This is a genomic window from Streptomyces sp. NRRL S-340 (assembly GCF_000720185.1).
GTDB lineage: Bacteria > Actinomycetota > Actinomycetes > Streptomycetales > Streptomycetaceae > Streptomyces.
Map to the genome: position 1 here is coordinate 127,044 of NZ_JOIY01000015.1, position 20,898 is coordinate 147,941.

Annotated in this window: 15 protein-coding genes and 2 pseudogenes; 6 read left to right on the forward strand and 11 right to left on the reverse strand. The window is 74.6% G+C overall.

Going from position 1 to position 20,898, the window contains the following annotated elements:
• Window positions 1-76: 76 nt before the first annotated feature.
• The 3 genes from sucB to IG64_RS14655 form a co-directional block, all read right to left on the reverse strand.
• On the reverse strand, window positions 77-1,855 hold the full coding sequence (gene sucB / locus IG64_RS14645; RefSeq protein ID WP_037855844.1) for a 2-oxoglutarate dehydrogenase, E2 component, dihydrolipoamide succinyltransferase: 1,779 nt from the start codon (window positions 1,853-1,855) through the stop codon (window positions 77-79).
• A 61-nt stretch (window positions 1,856-1,916) separates the two neighbouring features.
• A complete protein-coding gene (lpdA, locus tag IG64_RS14650) occupies window positions 1,917-3,305 on the reverse strand; it encodes a dihydrolipoyl dehydrogenase (RefSeq protein ID WP_037855847.1) in 1,389 nt (462 codons plus the stop codon).
• Window positions 3,306-3,657: 352 nt separating this feature from the next.
• Window positions 3,658-5,184 carry a leucyl aminopeptidase gene (locus tag IG64_RS14655; protein ID WP_037855850.1) on the reverse strand — a complete coding sequence of 509 codons (1,527 nt, stop codon included), beginning with the start codon at window positions 5,182-5,184 and terminating at the stop codon, window positions 3,658-3,660.
• Window positions 5,185-5,483: 299 nt separating this feature from the next.
• On the opposite strand from IG64_RS14655, the gene IG64_RS14660 reads away from it, so the two are divergent.
• Window positions 5,484-6,395 carry an endo alpha-1,4 polygalactosaminidase gene (locus tag IG64_RS14660; RefSeq protein ID WP_078884002.1) on the forward strand — a complete coding sequence of 304 codons (912 nt, stop codon included), beginning with the start codon at window positions 5,484-5,486 and terminating at the stop codon, window positions 6,393-6,395.
• Here the strand turns inward: IG64_RS14660 and IG64_RS14665 are convergent.
• Both IG64_RS14665 and IG64_RS14670 read right to left on the reverse strand, forming a co-directional pair.
• Entirely contained in the window at window positions 6,355-7,116 is a 762-nt protein-coding gene (locus IG64_RS14665) for an RDD family protein (protein WP_037855948.1), read from the reverse strand. The two genes, IG64_RS14660 and IG64_RS14665, sit on opposite strands and share 41 nt — an antisense overlap.
• 109 nt (window positions 7,117-7,225) lie before the next feature.
• On the reverse strand, window positions 7,226-8,041 hold the full coding sequence (locus IG64_RS14670) for an adenosylcobinamide-GDP ribazoletransferase (RefSeq protein ID WP_051812928.1): 816 nt from the start codon (window positions 8,039-8,041) through the stop codon (window positions 7,226-7,228).
• A gap of 187 nt (window positions 8,042-8,228) precedes the next feature.
• On the opposite strand from IG64_RS14670, the pseudogene IG64_RS14675 reads away from it, so the two are divergent.
• Window positions 8,229-8,972, forward strand: a pseudogene (locus IG64_RS14675) (hypothetical protein); the annotation flags it as partial.
• Between the two features lie 341 nt (window positions 8,973-9,313).
• Here the strand turns inward: IG64_RS14675 and IG64_RS14680 are convergent.
• Window positions 9,314-11,083: a phosphatidylglycerol lysyltransferase domain-containing protein gene (locus tag IG64_RS14680; RefSeq protein ID WP_037855855.1), complete on the reverse strand. Its 1,770-nt coding sequence runs from the start codon at window positions 11,081-11,083 to the stop codon at window positions 9,314-9,316.
• Between the two features lie 708 nt (window positions 11,084-11,791).
• The gene (cobT, locus tag IG64_RS14685; RefSeq protein ID WP_078884004.1) at window positions 11,792-12,952 is read right to left on the reverse strand and encodes a nicotinate-nucleotide--dimethylbenzimidazole phosphoribosyltransferase; all 1,161 of its coding nucleotides are present in this window, start codon (window positions 12,950-12,952) and stop codon (window positions 11,792-11,794) included.
• Window positions 12,953-13,241: 289 nt separating this feature from the next.
• Here cobT and IG64_RS14690 point away from each other — a divergent pair, with 289 nt between their 5' ends.
• The gene (locus IG64_RS14690; RefSeq protein WP_199811591.1) at window positions 13,242-14,333 is read left to right on the forward strand and encodes a class I SAM-dependent methyltransferase; all 1,092 of its coding nucleotides are present in this window, start codon (window positions 13,242-13,244) and stop codon (window positions 14,331-14,333) included.
• Window positions 14,334-14,355: 22 nt separating this feature from the next.
• Here the strand turns inward: IG64_RS14690 and IG64_RS14695 are convergent, their stop codons facing one another.
• The gene (locus tag IG64_RS14695; RefSeq protein ID WP_037855857.1) at window positions 14,356-15,567 is read right to left on the reverse strand and encodes a bifunctional adenosylcobinamide kinase/adenosylcobinamide-phosphate guanylyltransferase; all 1,212 of its coding nucleotides are present in this window, start codon (window positions 15,565-15,567) and stop codon (window positions 14,356-14,358) included.
• A gap of 326 nt (window positions 15,568-15,893) precedes the next feature.
• On the opposite strand from IG64_RS14695, the gene IG64_RS42200 reads away from it, so the two are divergent.
• Window positions 15,894-16,112, forward strand: coding sequence for a hypothetical protein (locus IG64_RS42200; RefSeq protein ID WP_037855860.1), 219 nt, complete (start codon window positions 15,894-15,896; stop codon window positions 16,110-16,112).
• A 469-nt stretch (window positions 16,113-16,581) separates the two neighbouring features.
• Here the strand turns inward: IG64_RS42200 and IG64_RS38795 are convergent.
• The 3 genes and pseudogenes from IG64_RS38795 to IG64_RS14715 all read right to left on the reverse strand — a co-directional run.
• Window positions 16,582-17,490, reverse strand: a pseudogene (locus tag IG64_RS38795) (S1C family serine protease); the annotation flags it as partial.
• Between the two features lie 576 nt (window positions 17,491-18,066).
• On the reverse strand, window positions 18,067-18,768 hold the full coding sequence (locus IG64_RS14710) for a methyltransferase domain-containing protein (protein WP_037855864.1): 702 nt from the start codon (window positions 18,766-18,768) through the stop codon (window positions 18,067-18,069).
• Between the two features lie 83 nt (window positions 18,769-18,851).
• Window positions 18,852-19,481 (reverse strand): DUF3043 domain-containing protein, encoded by a 630-nt coding sequence (locus IG64_RS14715; RefSeq protein WP_199811592.1) that lies wholly within the window; start codon window positions 19,479-19,481, stop codon window positions 18,852-18,854.
• A 255-nt stretch (window positions 19,482-19,736) separates the two neighbouring features.
• Between IG64_RS14715 and IG64_RS14720 the strand changes: the two genes are divergently transcribed.
• Both IG64_RS14720 and pspAA read left to right on the forward strand, forming a co-directional pair.
• Window positions 19,737-20,534, forward strand: coding sequence for a PspA/IM30 family protein (locus IG64_RS14720; protein ID WP_078884006.1), 798 nt, complete (start codon window positions 19,737-19,739; stop codon window positions 20,532-20,534).
• A gap of 64 nt (window positions 20,535-20,598) precedes the next feature.
• Complete coding sequence (pspAA, locus tag IG64_RS14725; RefSeq protein WP_037855870.1) at window positions 20,599-20,877, forward strand: PspA-associated protein PspAA; 279 nt, start codon at window positions 20,599-20,601, stop codon at window positions 20,875-20,877.
• The last annotated feature ends 21 nt before the right edge of the window (window positions 20,878-20,898 follow it).

A 20,898-nucleotide genomic window follows, 5' to 3' on the forward strand; every position in this document is an offset into this window, starting at 1 on the left:
GGCGCCGCACCCGCTCTTCCCGTGCAGGGACGAGGTCACAGGCCGGTCCCGACGCCGTCGGGACCCTCGGCCCGGGTCACAGACCCAGCTCGACCTCGAACTCGCCCGCCTCCAGGATCGCCTTGACCGCCGTCAGGTAACGGGCCGCGTCGGCGCCGTCCACCAGGCGGTGGTCGTAGGAGAGGGTCAGGTAGGTCATGTCGCGGACGCCGATGACCGTGCCCTCCTCGGTCTCGATGACGGCCGGACGCTTGACCGTGGCACCGATGCCGAGGATCGCCACCTGGCCCGGCGGCACGATGATCGTGTCGAACAGCGCGCCGCGCGAACCGGTGTTGGAGATGGTGAAGGTCGCACCGGACAGCTCGTCCGGCGTGATCTTGCTCGCCCGGACCTTGCCCGCCAGCTCGGCCGTGGCCTTGGCGATGCCGGCGATGTTCAGGTCACCGGCGTGCTTGATGACCGGGGTCATCAGGCCCTTCTCGGAGTCCACCGCGATACCGACGTTCTCGGTGTCGAAGTAGGTGATGGTCCCCTCGGCCTCGTTGATCTTGGCGTTGATGGCCGGGTGGGCCTTCAGCGCCTGCGCGGCGGCCTTGACGAAGAACGGCATCGGGGAGAGCTTGACACCCTCACGCGCGGCGAAGGAGTCCTTCGCCTTGGCCCGCAGCTTCATCAGCCGGGTCACGTCGACCTCGACCACCGAGGACAGCTGCGCCTGCTCGTGCAGGGCCTTGACCATGTTGTCGCCGATGACCTTGCGGATCCGCGGCATCTTCACGGTCTGGCCGCGCAGCGGGGAGGCTTCCAGGGCGGGGGCCTTCTTCGCGGCGGGCGCGGCAGCGGCGGCGGGGGCCGGGGCGGCCGGGGCCTTCGCGGCCTCGGCGGCGGCGAGGACGTCCTGCTTGCGGATGCGACCGCCGACGCCGGTGCCCTTGACGGAGCCCAGGTCGACGCCGTTCTCGGCGGCGAGCTTGCGCACCAGCGGGGTCACGTAGGCGCCCTCGTCGGTCGCCTGGGCGGCGGGAGCCGGAGCCGCGGGAGCGGCGGCCGGGGCCGGAGCCTGGGCGGCCGGGGCCTGCGGAGCCGGGGCGGCCGGGGCCGGGGCCGCGGGGGCCTGCGGAGCCGGGGCCGGGGTGGCCGGTGCCGCGGGGGCGGCGGGGGCCGGGGCGGGGGTCTCGGCGGCGGGCGCCGGGGCGGCCGGGGCCGGGGCGGCGGCGGGAGCGGCACCCGGAGCGCCGATGACGGCGAGCTTGGCGCCGACCTCGGCGGTCTCGTCCTCGCCGACCACGATCTCCAGGAGCACACCGGAGGTGGGCGCCGGGATCTCGGTGTCGACCTTGTCCGTGGAGACCTCGAGCAGCGGCTCGTCGGCCTCGACGGAGTCGCCGACCGACTTCAGCCAGCGGGTCACGGTGCCCTCGGTGACCGACTCGCCCAGCGCGGGCAGGACCACGTCGGTGCCCTCGGCGGCGCCGGCCGGGGCGGCCGGGGCCTCGGCAGCGGGGGCGGGCGCCTCGGCGGCGGGGGCCTCGGCGGCCGGAGCCGGCGTGGGCTCGGCGGCCGGGGCGGGGGCGGCCTCGGCGGCGGGCGCCGGAGCCGCGGCGGGTGCGCCGGAGCCGTCGTCGATGACGGCCAGCTCGGCGCCGACCTCCACCGTCTCGTCCTCGGCGACCTTGATGGAGGCCAGCACACCGGCGGCGGGAGAGGGGATCTCGGTGTCGACCTTGTCGGTCGAGACCTCGAGCAGCGGCTCGTCGGCCTCGACGCGCTCGCCCTCGGCCTTCAGCCAGCGGGTGACAGTGCCCTCGGTGACGCTCTCGCCGAGCGCCGGCAGGGTTACGGAAACCGCCATGGTTTCGGTTGCTCCTTACGAAGTACGGAAGTCTGTGTCGTCGCGCCCGTTGACCGAAGGCTCAGTCGTGGGAGTGGAGGGGCTTGCCGGCCAGGGCCAGGTGGGCCTCGCCGAGCGCCTCGTTCTGCGTCGGGTGGGCGTGGATGAGCTGCGCGACCTCGGCCGGCAGCGCCTCCCAGTTGTAGATCAGCTGCGCTTCGCCGACCTGCTCGCCCATGCGGTCGCCGACCATGTGGACGCCGACCACGGCACCGTCCTTGACCTGGACGAGCTTGATCTCGCCCGCGGTCTTGAGGATCTTGCTCTTTCCGTTGCCCGCCAGGTTGTACTTCAGGGCGACGACCTTGTCCGCGCCGTAGATCTCCTTGGCCTTGGCCTCGGAGACACCGACGGAGGCGACCTCCGGGTGGCAGTACGTCACCCGGGGGACACCGTCGTAGTCGATCGGCACGGTCTTCAGACCGGCCAGGCGCTCCGCCACCAGGATGCCCTCCGCGAAGCCGACGTGCGCGAGCTGGAGGGTGGGGACCAGGTCGCCGACGGCCGAGACGGTCGGAACGTTGGTGCGCATGTACTCGTCGACGAGGACGTAACCGCGGTCCATCGCGATCCCGGCCTCCTCGTAGCCCAGGCCCTGGGAGACCGGGCCGCGGCCGATGGCGACGAGCAGGACCTCGGCCTCGAACTCCTTGCCGTCGGCGAGGGTGACCTTCACGCCGTCCTGGGTGTACTCGGCCTTCTCGAAGAACGTGCCGAGGTTGAACTTGATGCCCCGCTTGCGGAAGGCGCGCTCCAGCAGCTTGGAGCTGTTCTCGTCCTCGACCGGGACCAGGTGCTTGAGGCCCTCGACGATGGTGACGTCGGTGCCGAAGGACTTCCACGCGGAGGCGAACTCGACGCCGATCACGCCGCCGCCCAGGATGATCGCGGACTTCGGCACGCGGTCCAGGACGAGGGCGTGGTCGGAGGAGATGACGCGGTTGCCGTCGATGGTCAGGCCGGGCAGGGACTTCGGCACGGATCCGGTCGCCAGGAGGATGTGGCGGCCCTGGATCCGCTGACCGTTGACGTCGACGGAGGTCGGGGAGGACAGCCGGCCCTCGCCCTCGATGTAGGTCACCTTGCGGGAGGCGATGAGGCCCTGCAGACCCTTGTACAGGCCCGAGATGACCTCGTCCTTGTACTTGTGGACGGCGGGGACGTCGATGCCCTCGAAGGAGGCCTTGACACCGAACTGCTCGCTCTCGCGGGCCTGGTCGGCGATCTCGCCCGCGTGCAGCAGGGCCTTGGTGGGGATGCAGCCCCGGTGCAGGCAGGTACCGCCGACCTTGTCCTTCTCGATCAGGGCGACGTCCAGGCCCAGCTGCGCCCCGCGCAGGGCCGCGGCGTAACCGCCGCTGCCACCGCCGAGGATCACTAGGTCGAAAACGGTGCTGGCGTCGTTCGCCACGTCACGTCCTCCATGCATGTGCGCCGTGCCGGTCGTCGCTGACCGGCGGGCGGCTTGTGTCCGGCCGCTCGTTCTTCGGCCCTTTGGGTGGGGGCCCTGTCCTGCCGTCGCCCATCTTCGCACTTGTCAGGGGTGAACGAGACGCGGGGCCGGGGTGTGAGACATCCCACCCGCCACGGGCACCGCGGCGGACCTCCCGGACCACGACGACGGACCGCCGTGGCCGCCGCGCCCGGCCGTCCGCGTGTCCGGGGTCCGGGGGCCGGCCGGGCGGACGCGGGGGAGTCCGCCGGGCGCGGGGCGGCCCCGGGTGCGTCGCGCACCCGGGGCCGCCCCGGTGAGAGGAAGGGCCTCAGCCCAGGTCGCCGGCCGCCGTCAGCTCGGCGAGCCGCACGAGCGTGCGCACCGCGCTGCCCGTACCGCCCTTGGGCGTGTAACCGAAGGGACCCTGCTCGTTGAAGGCCGGACCCGCGATGTCCAGGTGGGCCCAGGTGATGCCGTCACCGATGAACTCGCGCAGGAACAGACCGGCCACCAGGCCGCCGCCCATCCGCTCGCCCATGTTGGCGATGTCCGCGGTGGGGGAGTCCATGCCCTTGCGCAGGTGCTCGGGCAGCGGCATCGGCCACGCCGCCTCGCCGACCTCCTCCGCGGCCTCGTGGATCGCGGAGCGGAACGCGTCGTCGTTCGCCATGATCCCGAAGGTGCGGGCGCCGAGCGCCAGCACCATCGCGCCGGTCAGGGTCGCGACGTCCACGATCGCGTCCGGCTTCTCCTGCGAGGCCGCCCACAGCGCGTCCGCGAGCACCAGCCGGCCCTCGGCGTCCGTGTTGAGCACCTCCACCGTCTTGCCGCTGAACATGCGCAGCACGTCACCGGGACGGGTGGCGGAACCGGAGGGCATGTTCTCGGCGAGCGCGAGCCAGCCGGTGACGTTGACCTCCAGGCCGAGGCGGGCGGCGGCGACGACGGCGGCGAACACGGCGGCCGCACCGCTCATGTCGCACTTCATCGTCTCGTTGTGACCGGCCGGCTTGAGCGAGATGCCGCCCGAGTCGTAGGTGATGCCCTTGCCGACCAGCGCCAGGTGCTTCTTCGCCTTCGGGCTGGTGTACGACAGCTTGACCAGACGCGGCGGCGCCGCCGAGCCGGCGCCGACGCCGAGGATGCCGCCGTAACCGCCCTTGGCGAGCGCCTTCTCGTCCAGCACCTGGATCTTCAGGCCGTGCGCCTTGGCCGCGTCCTGCGCCAGGGCCGCGAAGGCGGCCGGGGTGAGGTCGTTCGGCGGGGTGTTGATGAGGTCGCGGGCGCGGTTCAGCTCCTCGGACACCGCGGCGGCGCGCTCGACCGCCGCCTTGTACGCCTTGTCGCGGGGCTTGCCGCCGAGCAGCACGACGTCGGCCAGCGGCGCCTTGCCGCCCCGGCCCTTGGCGTCCTTGCCGTTCTCCTTGTACGCGTCGAAGGAGTACGCGCCGAGCAGCGCGCCCTCACCGACGGCACCGGCGTCCGCGGCGTCCGCGAGCGGCAGCGCGAACGCGGCCTTCTTCGCGCCGTTGAGGGCGCGGGCGGCCACACCGGCGGCCCGGCGCAGCGCCTCGGCGTCGAACCCGGCGTCCTTCCCGGGCTCCGCGCCCAGGCCCACCGCCAGCACGAGCGAGGCCTTGAAACCGGACGGCGCGGGCAGCTTCGTCACCTCGCCCTCGGCCCCGGAGGCACCGAGGGTCTCCAGGACGTCGGCGAGCTTGCCGTCGTAGCCGGCGTCGACGGCTTCGGCACCCGGTGCGACGACCGGGCCCTTGGCGCCCTTGGCGACACCGACGACGATCGCGTCGGCGCGCAGGCCGGGCGCCGCGGCGGTGCTGAGAGTGAGAGCAGTCACGGTGGTGATTTCTCGCTTCCCTGTGAAAGGTGGTTGGCCGAATGCGGGTGGGTCGACCGGGCCCCGCGACCGACCTTAAGGCCCTGTCGGACCCGACTCCTCCTGCGGTGCGGTCTTCACCCGGGCAGGCAAACACCCGGCACGAGCCTACGCGCGTCGGTGCGGCGATCCGTCGCGCGGGCGCCGTCCGGGGGTGGCGGGCCGTCGTGCGGGGCCCCGCGCCCCGGTGCCCCGGGGCCGTACGGCACGGCAACTCCCCTGGCGGCGGGGCACGTCGGGGCATCGGAGATGATCGTCGGGTGCACACCCCCACAGATCACCCCGCTCGCCCCGCCGGCCACCGCCCCGCCCGCCCCCCGGCCCGTCCGGCAGGAGGCCCGGTCCTCCTCGCCGCCCTGCTCCTGCTGCTGCTCACCGGATGCGCAGGGCGGGCGGACGGTGACGGCGGCTCGGCCGAGGACGGCCCCAGGGGCCGCGCCACGGACTCCCCGGGCGCCGCCGCGAGTCCGGCGGGCCGCTGGCAGCCCCGCCCGGGCACCACGTGGCAGTGGCAGCTCAGCGGCCGGCTCGACACCTCCGTCGACGTGGCCGTCTACGACATCGACGGCTTCGACCACTCGAAGGAGACCGTCGCCGGGCTGCACCGCGCGGGCCGCAAGGTCATCTGCTACGTCTCCACCGGCGCCTGGGAGGACTTCCGGCCCGACGCGGACCGGTTCCCCGAGGCGGTGCTCGGCAAGGGCAACGGCTGGAAGGGCGAGCGCTGGCTCGACATCCGCCGCACCGATGTGCTCGAGCCCCTCATGGCCGCCCGCCTGGACATGTGCCGGAACAAGGGCTTCGACGCGGTGGAGCCCGACAACATGGACGGCTACCGGAACCGGACCGGCTTCCCGCTGACCGCCGCCGACCAGTTGCGCTACAACCGCCTCGTCGCCTCCCTGGCCCACGAGCGCGGCATGTCCGTCGGCCTGAAGAACGACCTGGGCCAGATCCCGCAGCTGGTGGGGGACTTCGACTTCGCGGTCGACGAACAGTGCGCGCAGTACGGCGAATGCGACGGCCTGAAGCCGTTCGTCGCGGCCGGCAAGGCGGTCTTCCACGTCGAGTACGAACTGCCCACCAGCCGCTTCTGCGCGCAGTCCCGCCGCCTGAAGCTGAGTTCGCTGCTCAAGAAGTACGAGTTGGGGGCGTGGCGCCGGGCGTGCTGAAGCCGGGGCCGCCCGGCGGCGCGGGGTAACCCGGTCCGGCGGGCGGCGACGGGAAACCCGGTCCGGGCGGCGGGGTGAAGTCCGGTCCGGCGGGCGGTGCGGGGAAGCCGGGGACCGGTGCGCCGGGGGCGCCTGTGCCGGCTGGTGCGCCCGGGGCGCGCAGCCACAGGCCGGTGACCGCCGTCCGCGCCACCCGGTCGGCCAGGGACCGCCGGGCGGGGAAGAGCACCGGCAGGGCGTTGACGAGGAAGAGCAGCACGGCCAGCATCCACACCAGCACCGACAGCAGGAAGTGCCCCTCGATCAGCAGGACGCAGGCCACGGCGTAGACGGCGACGTCGGCCGCCGTGGTGACGGCGGCCCTGAGCGCGGCCGAACGGGCCCGCCGGGACAGCGGGGAGAGCGGTGCGACCTTCAGGCCGAGCAGCGCCTTGCCCACCGTCCGCCCGGTGAGGGCGAGGCAGGCCCACTGGTAGAGGAAGGCGGCGAGCACCAGCAGCCCGAACGCCTGCTCCACGTACAGCACCGCCTTGTTCCACAGCGACAGCCCGAGGTGCTCGGAACTGCCGATGACGTCACCGCGCGAACCGAGCAGGTCCAGGCCGCCCCGGGTGGCCAGTTCCGGTACGTCGGTGACGAGGACGGAGATCCGGTGGAAGGTGAGTACGGCGAGCGCGGCGGCCGCGGCGACCACCAGCGCGAAGTCGATCAACCAGGCCATGGCACGGCGCAGCTTCGGCACAGACGTCCCCCGATCCCGCTCACTGTCTGTTCGGCCGTTCAGCCTACCGAGGGCGAACGGGGGGTCGAAGGGGTCGGCGGGAATCGTTTCAGCCCAGTGACAGAACGACCAGCGCACAGGTCGCCGCCGTCTCGGCGAGGCCGCCGAAGACGTCACCGGTCACTCCGCCGAAGCGGCGCGTGCAGTGGCGCAGCAGGAGTTCGGCGGCGGCGAGGGAGGCGAGCACGGCGCCCGCCGAGAGGAGGGCGGTGCCCGTCCCGAGGGCCGCGCCGGCCGCGCCCGCCGCCAGTGTGACGGCGAGCGCCGCGACGAGCGCGCCGGGCACCGGCACCACTCCGGCGACGGCCGCCCCCAGGCCCTCCGGGCGCGCGGCGGGCACCCCGGCACGTGCGGCCAGGGTCAGCGCCAGCCGGGCGGCGGTCGCCGCGACGACGGCCGCCAGGGCGCCCCGGGCCCACGAGCCGGCGTAGGCCTGCGCCAGGGCGGCCACCTGGGCCAGCAGCACGAGCAGCAGGGTGATGACGCCGAAGGGGCCGATGTCCGACTGCTTCATGATGCGCAGCGCGTCCTCGGCGGGTCTGCCGCTGCCGAGCCCGTCGGCGGTGTCCGCGAGCCCGTCCAGGTGCAGACCGCGGGTCAGCGCGGCGGGCACGGCGGCGGTGGCGACGGCGGCGAGCAGCGGTGCGGCGCCGAGGAAGAGCAGCAGCAGACCCACGGCGGCCGCCACGGCACCGGTCACGAGTCCGGCGAGCGGGGCGCACAGCATCCCGCCGCGGGCCGCCCGGCGGTCCCAGCGGATCACCCGCACCGGCAGCACGGTCAGCGTGCCGAAGGCGAACCGGAGCCCGTGCAGCACCGTCCCCGACGAGGACGGCGGCGACCCGGGGGAGGAGGGCGAGGACACGGACACGCAGGCAGCCTACGGGACCCCCGCGCGCCCCCCGGCGGACGGGCGGCCCGCCCTGCGGCCGGGGCGGTTCGCCCCGCGCTCGGGCGCCTCGCCTCGCCCTGGGCTCGGGCGGTGCTCCGGCGGAGGGGCGGTGGCCGCCGGTGGAGGAGCGGCACCCCCGCGCGCGGGGCAGACTGCATACATGGGGCACTGGCTGTACCGCAACATCGTCGAACCCGGCAAACTGCCCCTGCTCCTCGCGCTGGGCGCGTTCGTCGTCACGTTCCTGGTCACCCGGGTCATCACCCGTCTGATCCGCGCCGGGAAGGGCCCCTTCGGGAACGTCAGGGCCGGCGGGCTGCACATCCACCACGTCGTCCCGGGCGTCGTCCTCATCGTCGTCGGCGGCTTCGGCGCGGTCGCCACCAGCAACCGGCACGGCGTGGGCACGTCGGTCTTCGCGGTGGTCTTCGGCGTGGGCGCGGGCCTCGTCCTGGACGAGTTCGCGCTCATCCTGCACCTGGACGACGTCTACTGGACGGAGGCGGGCCGCAAGAGCGTCGAGGTCGTGGTCCTCACGGCGGCCCTGGTCGGTCTGGTCCTCGCCGGCTTCTCCCCGTTCGGCGTCAACGACGTGACCCCCGGCGAACTCCAGGACCGCGGCTCGGTCATCGCCGGCGTGGCCGTCAACTTCCTCTTCTCCCTGGTGGCCCTCAGCAAGGGCAAGCTGCGGCTGGCCGTCTTCGGCGCGATCGTGCCCTTCCTGGCCCTGGTCGCCGCCGTCCGTCTCGCCCGGCCGGGCTCGTACTGGGCCAGGCGCTTCTACCGCCACCGCCCGCGCGCACGGGCCCGCGCCGACCTGCGCGCCTCCCGCCACGACCGCCGCTGGGCCGCGCCCCGCCGCGCCCTCCAGGACTGGATCGGCGGCAAGCCGGACACCCGGCCGAGGGCCCTGGCGCAAGCGGCCCCGGGGGCCGGCTCGGGCACGGTCACGGATTCGGGCACGGTCACGGATTCGGGCAGGGGCGCGGGCACGGGTACGGGCTCGGGCAGCCGTACGGATTCGGACAGGGGCACGGGCACGGGTACGGATCCGGGCACGGGTACGGATCCGTGTACGGGTACCGCTGGGGGGAGGGGGACGGATCCGGGGACCGGTACGGCCTCCGGCCCCGTGTCCGGACCGGGCCCGGAGGCGGACCCCGGCCGGCGCACGTCCGAGTGACCGGGGCCGGCAGGCCGTTTCCGCCAGGCCGTGTCCGTCACACCGGATTCGGCAGGTCTGCGTCAGGGCTGCCCCGCCGCCGCCCGTGTGGCCGGCATGCCCGGGGCCGTGGGCCCCGCCGTCAGGAAACCCTCCGCGCGCGCCGCCGCGAGGCCGATGCGCGGCAGGTCCGCGCTCTTCTCGAAGAGCAGGAACCGCGGCTCCCAGACGGGCCGGTACTTGGCGTTGGCGCGGTACAGCGACTCGATCTGCCACCAGCGGGAGAAGAAGCCGAGCAGCGAGCGCCACACCCGCAGCACCGGCCCGGCGCCGAGCCGCGAGCCGCGCTCGAAGACCGACCGGAACATCGCGAAGTTGAGCGAGACCTGGGTGACCCCGACCTCCCGGGCGCGGCTGAGCAGTTCGATGACCATGAACTCCATGAGCCCGTTCTCGGCGTCCCGGTCGCGGCGCATGAGGTCGAGGGAGAGGCCGTGCGGCCCCCAGGGCACGAAGGAGAGCAGGGCCCGCAGCTCGCCGTGCGCGTCGTGGCACTCCAGCATCACGCACCGCCCGTCCCGCGGGTCTCCGAGCCGGCCCAGCGCCATGCTGAACCCGCGCTCGGTGGGTCCGTCCCGCCAGTCCTCCGCCCGGCGCACCAAGGACGCCATCTCACCCGGAGGGATGTCCTCGTGCCGCCGGACGCGCACCGTGTACCCGGCCCGCCGCACCCGGTTGCAGGCCTGCCGCACGGTCCGCATGGCCCGGCCCTCCAAGGTGAACTCGGCGACCTCCACCACGGCCTCGTCACCCAGCTCCAGGGCGTCGAGCCCGTGGCGCGCGTACACCGTGCCGGCCTCCTCGCTCGCGCCCATCACGGCCGGGATCCAGCCGTGCGCCCGCGCCTCGTCCAGCCACGGCCCGATGGCGCCGGGCCACGCCTCCGGGTCGCCCAGCGGGTCCCCGGAGGCCAGCGACACCCCGCCCACCACCCGGTAGGCGACGGCGGCCTTCCCGGTCGGCGACCAGACGACGCTCTTCTCGCGGCGCAGCGCGAAGTAGCCGAGCGAGTCCCGCTCGCCGTGCCGGTCCAGCAGCTCGCGCAGCCGCTTCTCGTCGTCCGCGCCGATCGGGTCGACGGCGCGCCGGGAACGGAAGGCGGCGTACAGGACGGCGAGCACGAGTGCCGTGGACATGACGTTGATGGCGACGTTCGCCCAGTTGGGGGTGGCGATGCCCGGGAAACGGGCCTCCGGCGCGGCGACCGAGACCAGCCGGAGCGTGCCGTAGTGCCAGCGTTCGAAGTACGTCGAACGGGCCGCGTCCGGCGCCTGGTTGGTCACCGTCACCAGCAGGGTGGCCAGCAGTGAGGCGGCCGGCAGCCCGGCCGCGGCGACGCCGGCGGCCAGCCGGGGGTTGGCGCGGTCCCCCTTGGCGTAGAACTCGCGCCGCCCGAGCAGCAGGGCGGCCACGAAGGCGGCGGTGAGGACCAGGGAGATCCAGTTCTGCGCGGAGCGGCGGATCTCGGGGAGCGACAGCGCGAACCCGAACAGCACCAGGAACGGCCCGCTCAGCCCGAGGTTCAGGATCCAGGCGGCCCGCTTGCGCCGCCGCATGGTGACGGCCAGGAAGGCGGCGAACACGCCGGAGGCGAAACCGGCGGTGAGCAGGTACGGGGTGAACAGGTTCTGCTGGTTGTGCCGGCGTACGTCCTGGCCCAGGGAGACCCACACCGCGCTGAGGAAGTTGACGAACGCGACGGCCCGCAGATACCAGACGGCCCACGCGGCGGCCCGCCGCGAGACCGCTGCACCGGGGCGAGGGCGAACAGGTGCGACTCGGGCATCTCCCATGAAAGCTGATCATATGGGCGCAGACGTGACAGGGGGCGGCACGGACGCGCGTCGCGTCGCACCGCCCCGGGCAAACCCCGGACTCCCCGGACGCCCCGTCTCCGTGGCCGGTGCCCCCGGCTTCGGCAGCACTGCGTTCCGGACTCGGCTGTCCTTGGCCCCAGGCCCAGCGGTTTCCGTCCCGGCCTTCGTGGCCTTCGTGGCCGGTGACCCCGCCCTCGGCGTCATTCCGTCCCGGACTCGGCGGCCCTCGGCCACAGGCCCGGCGAACTCCGTGCCGGCCTTCGTGGCCGGTGACCATGCCCTCCGCGTCATTCCGTCCCGGACTCGGCGACCCTTGGCCACAGGCCCGGCGTGACTCCGCCCCCCGCCTCCGTGGCCGGTGACCCCGGCCTCGGCGTCACCCCGTCCTGCACCCCGTGGCTGGTGGCCGCAGACCCGGCGTCACTCCGTCCCGGACCGCATGGCTCTTGACCACGCGCCCGGCGTCACCCCGTCCTGCACCCCGTGGCTGGTGGCCGTAGACCTGGCGTCACTCCGTCCCGGACCGCATGGCCCTTGGCCACGCGCCCGACGTCACTCAGCCCCGGACCGCATGGCCCTTGGCCACGCGCCCGGCGTCACTCCGTCCCGGACCGCATGGCTCTTGGTCACGCGCCCGGCGTCACTCCGTCCCGGACCGCATGGCTCTTGGCCACGCGCCCGGCGTCACTCAGCCCCGGACCCCGCCTTCTCGTCCGCCGGGCTCCCGGTCCGGTCCGCCGGGTCCTCGGTCCCGTCCACTCGGCTCTCGGGCTCGTCCGCCGGGTTTTCGGGCTCGTCCGCCGGGCCCTCGGGCAGCTCGGCCGCCAAGGCCGCCGCGGCCTGGACCAGCGGAAGCGCCAGCAGCGCGCCCGCGCCCTCCCCGACGCGCACCCCGTGCTCCAGCAGCGGCTCCAGCGCCATCCGGTCCAGTGCCTTCGCCTGCCCCGGCTCACCGCTGCTGTGCCCCGCCAGCCACCAGTCCGGAGCCCGGAACGCCACCCGCTGCGCCACCAGCGCGCACGCCGCCGAGACGACCCCGTCCAGGATCACCGGAAGCTTGCGCACCGCGCACTGGAGCAGGAAGCCCGTCATCGCGGCCAGGTCGGCCCCGCCGACCGCCGCCAGCAGCGCCAGCTGGTCCCCGAGCACCGGACGCGCCCGGCGCAGCGCGTCCCGGATCGCGGCGCACTTGCGCATCCACGCCAGGTCGTCGATCGCCTCGCCGCCCCGGCCGGTCACCACCGACGCGTCCGTCCCGCACAGCGCCGCGATCAGCACGGCCGCGGGGGTCGTGCCGCCCACGCTGATGTCACCGAGCACCACGAGGTCCGTACCGGAGTCGGCCTCCTCGTCGGCCACCGCGACCCCGGCCCGGAAGGCGGCCTCGGCCTCCTCGGAGGTCAGCGCGTCCTCGATGTCGATGCGTCCGCTGCCGCGCCGCACCCGGTGCCGTACGACGTCCTCGGGCAGCGTCTCGGGCGCGCAGTCCAGGGCCATGTCCACCACCCGCACCGGCACACCGTGCCGCCGGGCCAGCACCGACACCGGCCGGCCGCCCTCCAGGACCGCCCGCACCAGCTGCTCGGCGCCGCCCGCGGGGCGGGCCGACACGCCGAGTCCGGCGACCCCGTGGTCACCGGCGAAGAGGACGACCCGCGGCCGCTCGACCGGCCGCACCGGCACGGAGCCCTGCGCCGCGGCCAGCCACTCACCCAGGTCGTCGAGGCGGCCCAGCGCACCGGGCGGCACGATCTGACGCTCCCTGCGCGCCTCGGCGTCACGGCGCACTCCGCCGTCGGGGCGCTCGATCAGATCGGTGAAGTCGTCGAGATTCAGCGAGCTCATTCGCCGAACAGTACCGGCCCCGGTCGAACAGGACGGAGTCACGTCCTCATGTCGCCCCACCGCCCCCGCCGCCCCCACGGCGCGCCGCGGCACCGCTGCCCCCGGCGGCCCGGCTCCCCCGGTTCCGCCTCCGCGGCGCACCCGTACGGCGTCTTCCCGCCCGGGACACGGATCCCATACGTTCCCTTTGCACCTTTACGGGGAATTGTCGGAGGCGGGCGGCCGGACCAGCCGGCCGCCCGCCCGGCGGCTCCCCGCCGTACGCCCTCTCGCCCACCGGGAGCCGCCCATGCCGCCCCTGCCGTACGCCCCGCGCGTCTACGACCCGCGCCGCATCGGCTACGCCGCCGAACTGGCCCAGGGCACCGACCGGTTCCACGAACCGCGCCGCGAGGACTGCCCCTGGTGCGGGTCGGCCCGGCTGCGCACCCGGCTGCGCGCGCCCGACCTGCTCCAGCGCAAGCCGGGCCGGTTCACGCTCGACCAGTGCCGGGACTGCGGACACGCCTTCCAGAACCCCCGGCTCACCCCGGCGGGACTGGCCTTCTACCACCGGGACTTCGACGAGAGCGACCCGGGCGGGCTGCCCGACCCGGTGCTCGCCGCCCGCCGCAGCCACCGCAGGCACCGCTGGGACGCCCGGCTGATGCGCGACGTGGGCGAGCCGGAGAGCTGGCTCGACGTCGGCACGGGCCACGCCCACTTCCCCGCCGCGGCCCGGGAGGTGTTCCCGTACACCTCCTTCGACGGACTCGACCCGACGCCCCGCGTCCAGGCAGCCCGCGCGGCCGGACGGATCGAGGAGGCCCACGTCGGACACCTCGGCGACCCGCGGATCGCCGAACGCCTGCGCGGGCGCTACGACGTGGTCAGCATGTTCCACCACCTCGCCCACGCCCCCGACCCCCGCGCGGAACTGCGCGGCGCGCTCACCGCGCTGCGCCCCGGCGGCCACCTCCTGATCGAACTGCCCGACCCGGGCAGCGTGTTCGCCCGGCTCCTCGGCAAGTGGTGGCTGCCGCACGGCCAACCGCGCCACCTGCACCTGCCGCCCCTGCGCAACCTCCGCGCCGAGCTGGAGTCCGCGGGCTGCACGGTCCTCGTCACCGACCGGCGGACCCCGCACACACCGAACGACCTCTCGGCGGCCCTCGCGCTGGTCCTCGCCCGCGCCCTGCCCGCCCCCGACGCGCCCTGGCGCCGGACCCCGCCGGCCGCGCCCCGGCGGGCCCTGCGCGCGGTCCTCGCCGCCGCGACCGGCCCGCTCGTCGACGTGGCCGCGCTGGTCGACCTCGTCCTCGCCCCGCTGCTGCGCCGTACCCCGGGCCTGTCGAACACCTACCGGGTCGTCGCCCGCCGCGACACGGCCCGGCCGGTCTGACCCGCGGGCGGCACCGGCGGCCTCACCCGCGCAGCGGCAGCGCCTGGCCCGCCACCACCAGCAGGACCTGTTCGCACTCGGCGGCGAAGGCCGCGTTCAGGCGGCCCAGTTCGTCGCGGTAGCGGCGGCCCGAGGCGGTGGCCGGGACGATGCCCGAGCCGACCTCGTTGGAGACGGCGACCACGGTCCGGCGGGCGGCGCGCACGGCCGACGTCAACGCGGCCGTACGCTCCCGCAGGGACCGTTCACCGCCGGCCGCCCACTCGTCGTCGTCCCAGGCGCCGACCGCGTCCATCGCGTCCGTCAGCCACAGGGACAGGCAGTCGATCAGCAGGGGCGGCCCGTCCTGTGCGAGCAGCGGCACCAGGTCGCAGGTCTCGGCCGTGCGCCACGAGCCCGGCCGCCGCTCCCGGTGCGCGGCGACCCGCGCCGTCCACTCGCTGTCGCCGCCCCGGGTGCCGCCGGTGGCCACGTACAGCACCTCGGGGAAGGACCCCAGCCGCCGCTCGGCCTCCACCGACTTGCCCGACCGCGCGCCGCCCAGCACCAGCGTGCGCCGGGGCACGTCGGGCACGGCCGCCATGTTCTCGTACGCCCCGATGGCCAGCGTGGTGCCGTCCGGCACGGCCCGCGCCCCGGCCGCCGCCAGCCGCCGGGACAGCTCCGCACCGGGCGGTACGTCGTGGTCGAGGTGGACGGCGACGACGTCCGTCGCCCGGCCCACCGCTCCGGCCGCCCGCAGCTTCGCCAGCGCGTCCGGCCGCCCCACCACGTCCAGGAGGACCATGTCGTACGTCTGGACCGACCCCTCTTCCAGACCGGCCGGTGCGCCGCCCGGCGGCAGGTACAGCAGCCGCTTGCCGTCCGGCCCGGTCACCGCGTACCCCGTGCCCGGCGAATCCAGCGCCACCGCCCGCACCCGGTGCCCGGTCAGCAGGGCCAGTTCACGCCCGTCGGGCACCCGGCCGGGCTGCGGCAGCCCTGCGGGCACCTCCACGGCGGGTCCGTCGTGCGGATGGGACATCAGCACCTGCGCCACCTGCCCCAGCGACTGCCCGGCACGGGCGGCGGCGAACGCCACCCCGGGCGTCAGGTCCAGCAGCAGCGACCCGTCCACGAGCAGCGCCGTCGCCGCGCGGGCCTGCGCGCCGAGGGCCGTCGCGCAGGCCGCGCAGGGGCAGTGGGGGCGGGGAAGCCCCTCGGGGGCACCGGTACCGAGCAAAGTCACGTCCACGGACCCGATTTTCCAGTGTCGCCGCAGGTCTCGCGCATCCGGCTAGGCCCTGTCGTCACATTTCCGTCCGCCCCGCGACGCCATGCACGCCCTCACGCCGCACCGGGCCCGGACCCAGGTCCAGGACGAGGGTCAGGGCCCGGCGCGCCGGGAGCACGCACCTGACGCCGCGAGGCCCGCCCCGCGGGCGGACGGCGGGAAGATGACGACAGGGCCTAGGCTGCGGGCAGGAGCCGGGCCATGATCGGCGTGGGGCGGCTCCGGCTGGGCAGTGTGTGCAAGTAGGTGCAATGTGTGCGGAGTGTGCTCACATCAGGGAGGCGTACATGGCGGCATGGACGTGGCGGTTCGAGACGGCCGACGGGGCGGAGGTCCAGCCCGCGGTGCAGCCGGAGGAGTTCACCACGCAGGGCGACGCCGAGTCCTGGATCGGTGAGAACTGGAAGGCCCTGGCCGACGGCGGCGCGGACCAGGTGCGGCTGTTCGAGGACGCCTCGGAGATCTACGGCCCGATGAGCCTGCACGCCGACCAGGCCCAGGCGTAGCGCGCCCGGCCCACGGCCCGGCGCCGCCGGATCCGGCACCGGACCACCGGTTCCGGCACGGCCGGCGGGGCCGGGCTTTCCGGTTCCGGTGCGGCCGGCGGGGGCCGGACCGCCGGCTCCGCCGACGGCCCGCGGGGCCCGGGCTTCCCGTCCGGACGGCCCGCGGGACCGGCGCTCTTCGGTTTCGCGCGGTCCGCGGGGCCGCCTTTCCGGTTTCGACGCGATTGCGGCCTGCCGGCGGCGCCGGGCTCCGCGGTTGAGGCCGCCCGGCCGGCGGGGCCGGGGGCCGGGCGCCGCGGTCGGCCCGGTCCGCCGCGCCCGGCCCCTCCGGTTCCGGCGCGGCGGGGGAGCGGTCACCGGCCGCCCTCGCCCACTGCCGCTCCCGCGGTGCTGCCACTGCCGCTCCCGCGGTGCTGCCACTGCCGCTCCCGCGGTGCTGCCACTGCCGCTCCCGCGGTGCTGCCACTGCCACCCGCAGGACGATGTCCCCGGGCCGGATACCCGCCCGGTCCGCCGCGCCGCCGGCCTTCACGTCGACGACCGCCACCCCGGCGGGCTGGTAGGAGGCGTCGACGACGGTGCGTCCGGTGATGCCGAGCGCGGCCCGTCCCGAGTCGACGACCCTGCCGTACTTCACGATCTGACCGGCGATCGTCTTCACCAGGGACGCCGGGATCGCGAAGCCGATGCCGGGCGCCGCGCTGCCCCCGAGCTGCGGGTCGGTGGCGGCCAGCGTCGGGATCCCGATGACCCGCCCGTCGAGGTTCACCAGCGCGCCCCCGCTGTTGCCGGGGTTGATCGCCGCGGAGGTCTGCACCATGTCGGCGATGGTCGCCCCGGTGCCACCGCCGCTCTGTCCCTCGCTGACGGTCCGCCCGGTCGCCGACACGATCCCCTGGGTGACGCTCGACGACAGCCCCAGCGGGGAGCCCATGGCGAGCACGATCTGTCCGACGGCGACCTTGTCCGAGTCGCCGAAGGCGGCCGCCTTCAGCCCGTGCGGCACCTTGTCCAGCTTGACGACCGCGAGGTCCTGCTCCGGGTAGGCCGAGACGAGCGTCGCCGTGAGCGTCTCCTCGCTGCCCGCCGTGGTGACGTGGAACCGCTTCTCGTTCCCCACGACGTGCGCGTTGGTGACGATGTGCCCCTTGTCGTCGTAGACGACCCCCGAGCCGAGGTCGCGGCTCGCCTGGATCTGGACGACCGACGGCAGGACCTCCTTGATCACCCGCTGGTAGTCGCTCTGCAGGTCGTCCGCGGTCGCCGGGGCGGCCACCTGCCGCCCGCCCGACGGCGCCCGGGTGCCGGAGGCCGCCGCCTCCTCCTCGGGCGGCGCGGTGGATCCGCTGCACCCGGACAGCACGGCGGCGCAGCACACCAGCGCGGCGAGCGGCCCGGTCAGGCGACGGGACCGGACACCCGCACGGAGCCCCGCACGAGGACGAGAGCGAGAACGGGAGCGGGAACGGGTACGGGCCCGGGCGCGGCCGAAGGCACGGACACGGGCACAGGCACGGGAGACGTCCATGAGCCGAGTCTGTCGCCGCCCCGGCCGCCAGGCCCCCGGGACTCCGCCGTACGGGCGCCCCGTCCCCACCGGCGAGGGCGCGCCCCGGCCGCCTGCGGCCGGGCCACGCGGAGACGGCCCGCGGCCCCTCGCAAGGCGGCCCGCAGCGACCGAGGGCCGGCGGCCGGCAGGGCGTCAGGAAGGCCGGCCGGCAGGGCGGTACGAGGGCCGGCCGGCGGGCGGGCGACGGGAACGCGGCCGGCAGGGCGGGGGTACGGGGGCCGGCGGTCGGCAGGGGGTCAGGAAGGCCGGCCGACAGGGCGAGGGGGCGGGAAGGCGGCCGGCAGGGCGACACGAAGGCCGCGCTCCAGGGCGGACGAAGACGGCCCGCGGGGCGGCCGGGGGCCGGCCGTCCCCGCGGGCCGATCGTGAGGCCGTCCGCGGGTCCTATCCGCGCACCCCGCACAGATGCAGCAGCGCCGCCACCCCGCGGTACGGGTCGGTCCGCCCGGCCCGCTCCTCGGTGTCCAGCAGCGCCGCCACGTCCGCCGGCGGTTCGGCACCGTCCACCGCCGTGTCCGTGAAGACCCGCACCCCGTACCAGGCGTGCAGCGGCGCCCCGATCCCGGCGAGGGTCGCGGTCAGGTCGGCGAGCCGGTCCGCCCGTACGTCCAGGCCCAGCCGGTTGCGGTACACCGTCGTGTCGAAGGCGGCCAGCGCCGCCGCCCAGTCGCCGGACAGCCCCGGCCGCATCGCCAGCGCGTCGGCGTTGCGCACCAGCAGCGACAGCAGGCCGCCCGGTGCGAGCATCCGGGCCAGCCCGGCCAGCAGCGGGTCGGGCTCCTCGACGTACATCAGCACGCCGTGGCACAGCACGACGTCGAAGCTGCCCGGCAGGAAGTGCACGCCGGTGTCCTGCCCGTCGCCCTCGACGATCCGCATCCGCGCCCGGATGCCCTCGGGCTCGGCGGCCAGCGACCGGCGGGCCACGGAGATCATCTTCTGGTCGCGCTCCAGGCCGGTGACCTGGTGCCCGGCCCGGGCCAGCCGCAGTGCCTGCGTGCCCTGCCCCATCCCGACGTCGAGCACCCGCAGCCGCTGCCCGACGGGGAACCGCCCGGCTATCTGCTCGTCGAGCTGCCGGGCCACCAGTTCCTGCCGTACGACATCACGCAGTCCGCCCAGCTTCGCCAGCCAGGCGTCTGCCGCACCCCCGGAGAAAGCGGTCGTACTCAGGGCCGTTCCCCACGCTTGACCTGCGGCTTCGGCAGGCGCAGGCGGCGCATCTGGAGCGAGCGCATCAGCCCGTAGGCGACGGCGCCCTTGCGGCTCTCGTCCGGGAAGCGCTCCGCCAGCCGCTTCTTCAGCCGCAGGCCGCTCGCGATCGAGTCGAGCACGATCAGCACGATCACGACGAGCCACAGCAGCAGCGCGATGTTCTGGAGATAGCCGACCCGCACCATGCTCAGCACCAGGATGACCACGGCCATCGGCAGGAACCACTCGGCGATGTTGAACCGCGAGTCGATGAAGTCACGCGCGAACTTGCGCACCGGGCCCTTGTCCCGGGCCGGGAGGTAGCGCTCGTCGCCGCTGGCCAGCGCCTGGCGCTGCCGCTCCATCTGGACGCGGCGCTCCTCCCGCTGCCGCTTGGCGGCCTCCTTGCGGTTGGTCGGCGTGTGGGCGACGCTGCGGCGCTGGCTCTGGGCCTCACTCCTCTTCGGCGTGGGGCGGCCCTTGGGCGCCTGCGGGTCACGGGGCTGCTTGGAGATGCTCACCGGCGTCTTTTCGGCCACCGGCGCCTTCTCTTCCTTGGCACGGCTACGGAACACAAATCCCAAGGGTACGGGCTCGACCCGCATGGACCCCAGCCCGGTGGGGAACGATCCGGCAACGCCGGTCGTCTCACAGGGACAGGGGGAGGGCGGTGCGCACGCCCGGCGGAAGGCGTCTCGGGGATCACCTACTCCCTGCGCCGGATCGGAAACGCGCGCAGTCGTCCTTGGGGATGACCGCATCCGTTCCCGAACAGTGCGGTAATGGATGCAGGGCCCGTACTGTGGGTTCTGTCGCAGAGCTGTGAGCTGGAGTCCGTCAGAAGGGGGCGCGCGAAGCCCATGAGCGGTGTCATGAAGCGTATGGGGATGATCTTCCGCGCGAAGGCGAACAAGGCCCTTGACCGGGCCGAGGACCCGCGCGAGACCCTCGATTACTCGTACCAGAAGCAGCTCGAGCTGCTGCAGAAGGTCCGCCGCGGCGTCGCCGACGTGGCGACCAGCCGCAAGCGGCTGGAACTCCAGCTCAACCAGTTGCAGCAGCAGTCCGGCAAGCTGGAGGACCAGGGCCGCAAGGCGCTCGCGCTGGGCCGCGAGGACCTGGCCCGCGAGGCCCTCTCCCGCCGCGCTGCGCTCCAGCAGCAGGTGACGGACCTGGAGACGCAGCACTCCACCCTCCAGGGCGAGGAGGAGAAGCTCACTCTCGCGGCCCAGCGGCTGCAGGCCAAGGTCGACGCCTTCCGCACCAAGAAGGAGACGATCAAGGCCACCTACACCGCCGCCCAGGCGCAGACCCGCATCGGCGAGGCGTTCTCCGGCATCTCCGAGGAGATGGGCGATGTGGGCCTGGCCATCCAGCGCGCCGAGGACAAGACGCAGCAGCTCCAGGCCCGCGCCGGCGCGATCGACGAACTGCTCGCCTCCGGGGCGCTGGACGACCCCACCGGCACGGCCAAGGACGACATCGCCGCCGAGCTGGACCGCATCTCCGGTGGTACGGATGTAGAGCTGGAACTGCAGCGCATGAAGGCCGAGCTGGCCGGAGGCTCGTCCGCGGACCGCCAGGCGATCGAGGGCGCCCAGGGCCAGGCGCAGTCCCAGCAGCAGCCGAAGGACACCCCCCGCTTCGACAAGCAGTGAGCACCGTGGCACCGGCCGCGGCCACCTCACCGGGAACCGGGGCCCAGGCGCCGAGGAGGGCGACATGATCGTACGGATCATGGGGGAGGGACAGGTGAGGCTGGCCGACGGCCACTTCACCGAACTGAACAGGCTGGACGACGAACTCCTGGCGGAAGTGGAGAAGGGCGACGGGCCGGGCTTCCGCCGCACCCTGGCCGCGCTCCTCGCCAGGGTCCGGGAGCTGGGCGAACCCCTCCCGGACGACTCGCTGGAACCGTCCGAGCTGATCCTGCCCGCCGCGGAGGCCACCCTGGAGGAAGTGCGGGACATGCTCAGCGACGACGGTCTGATCCCCGGCTGAGCATCCCCGGCGCGCGAATCC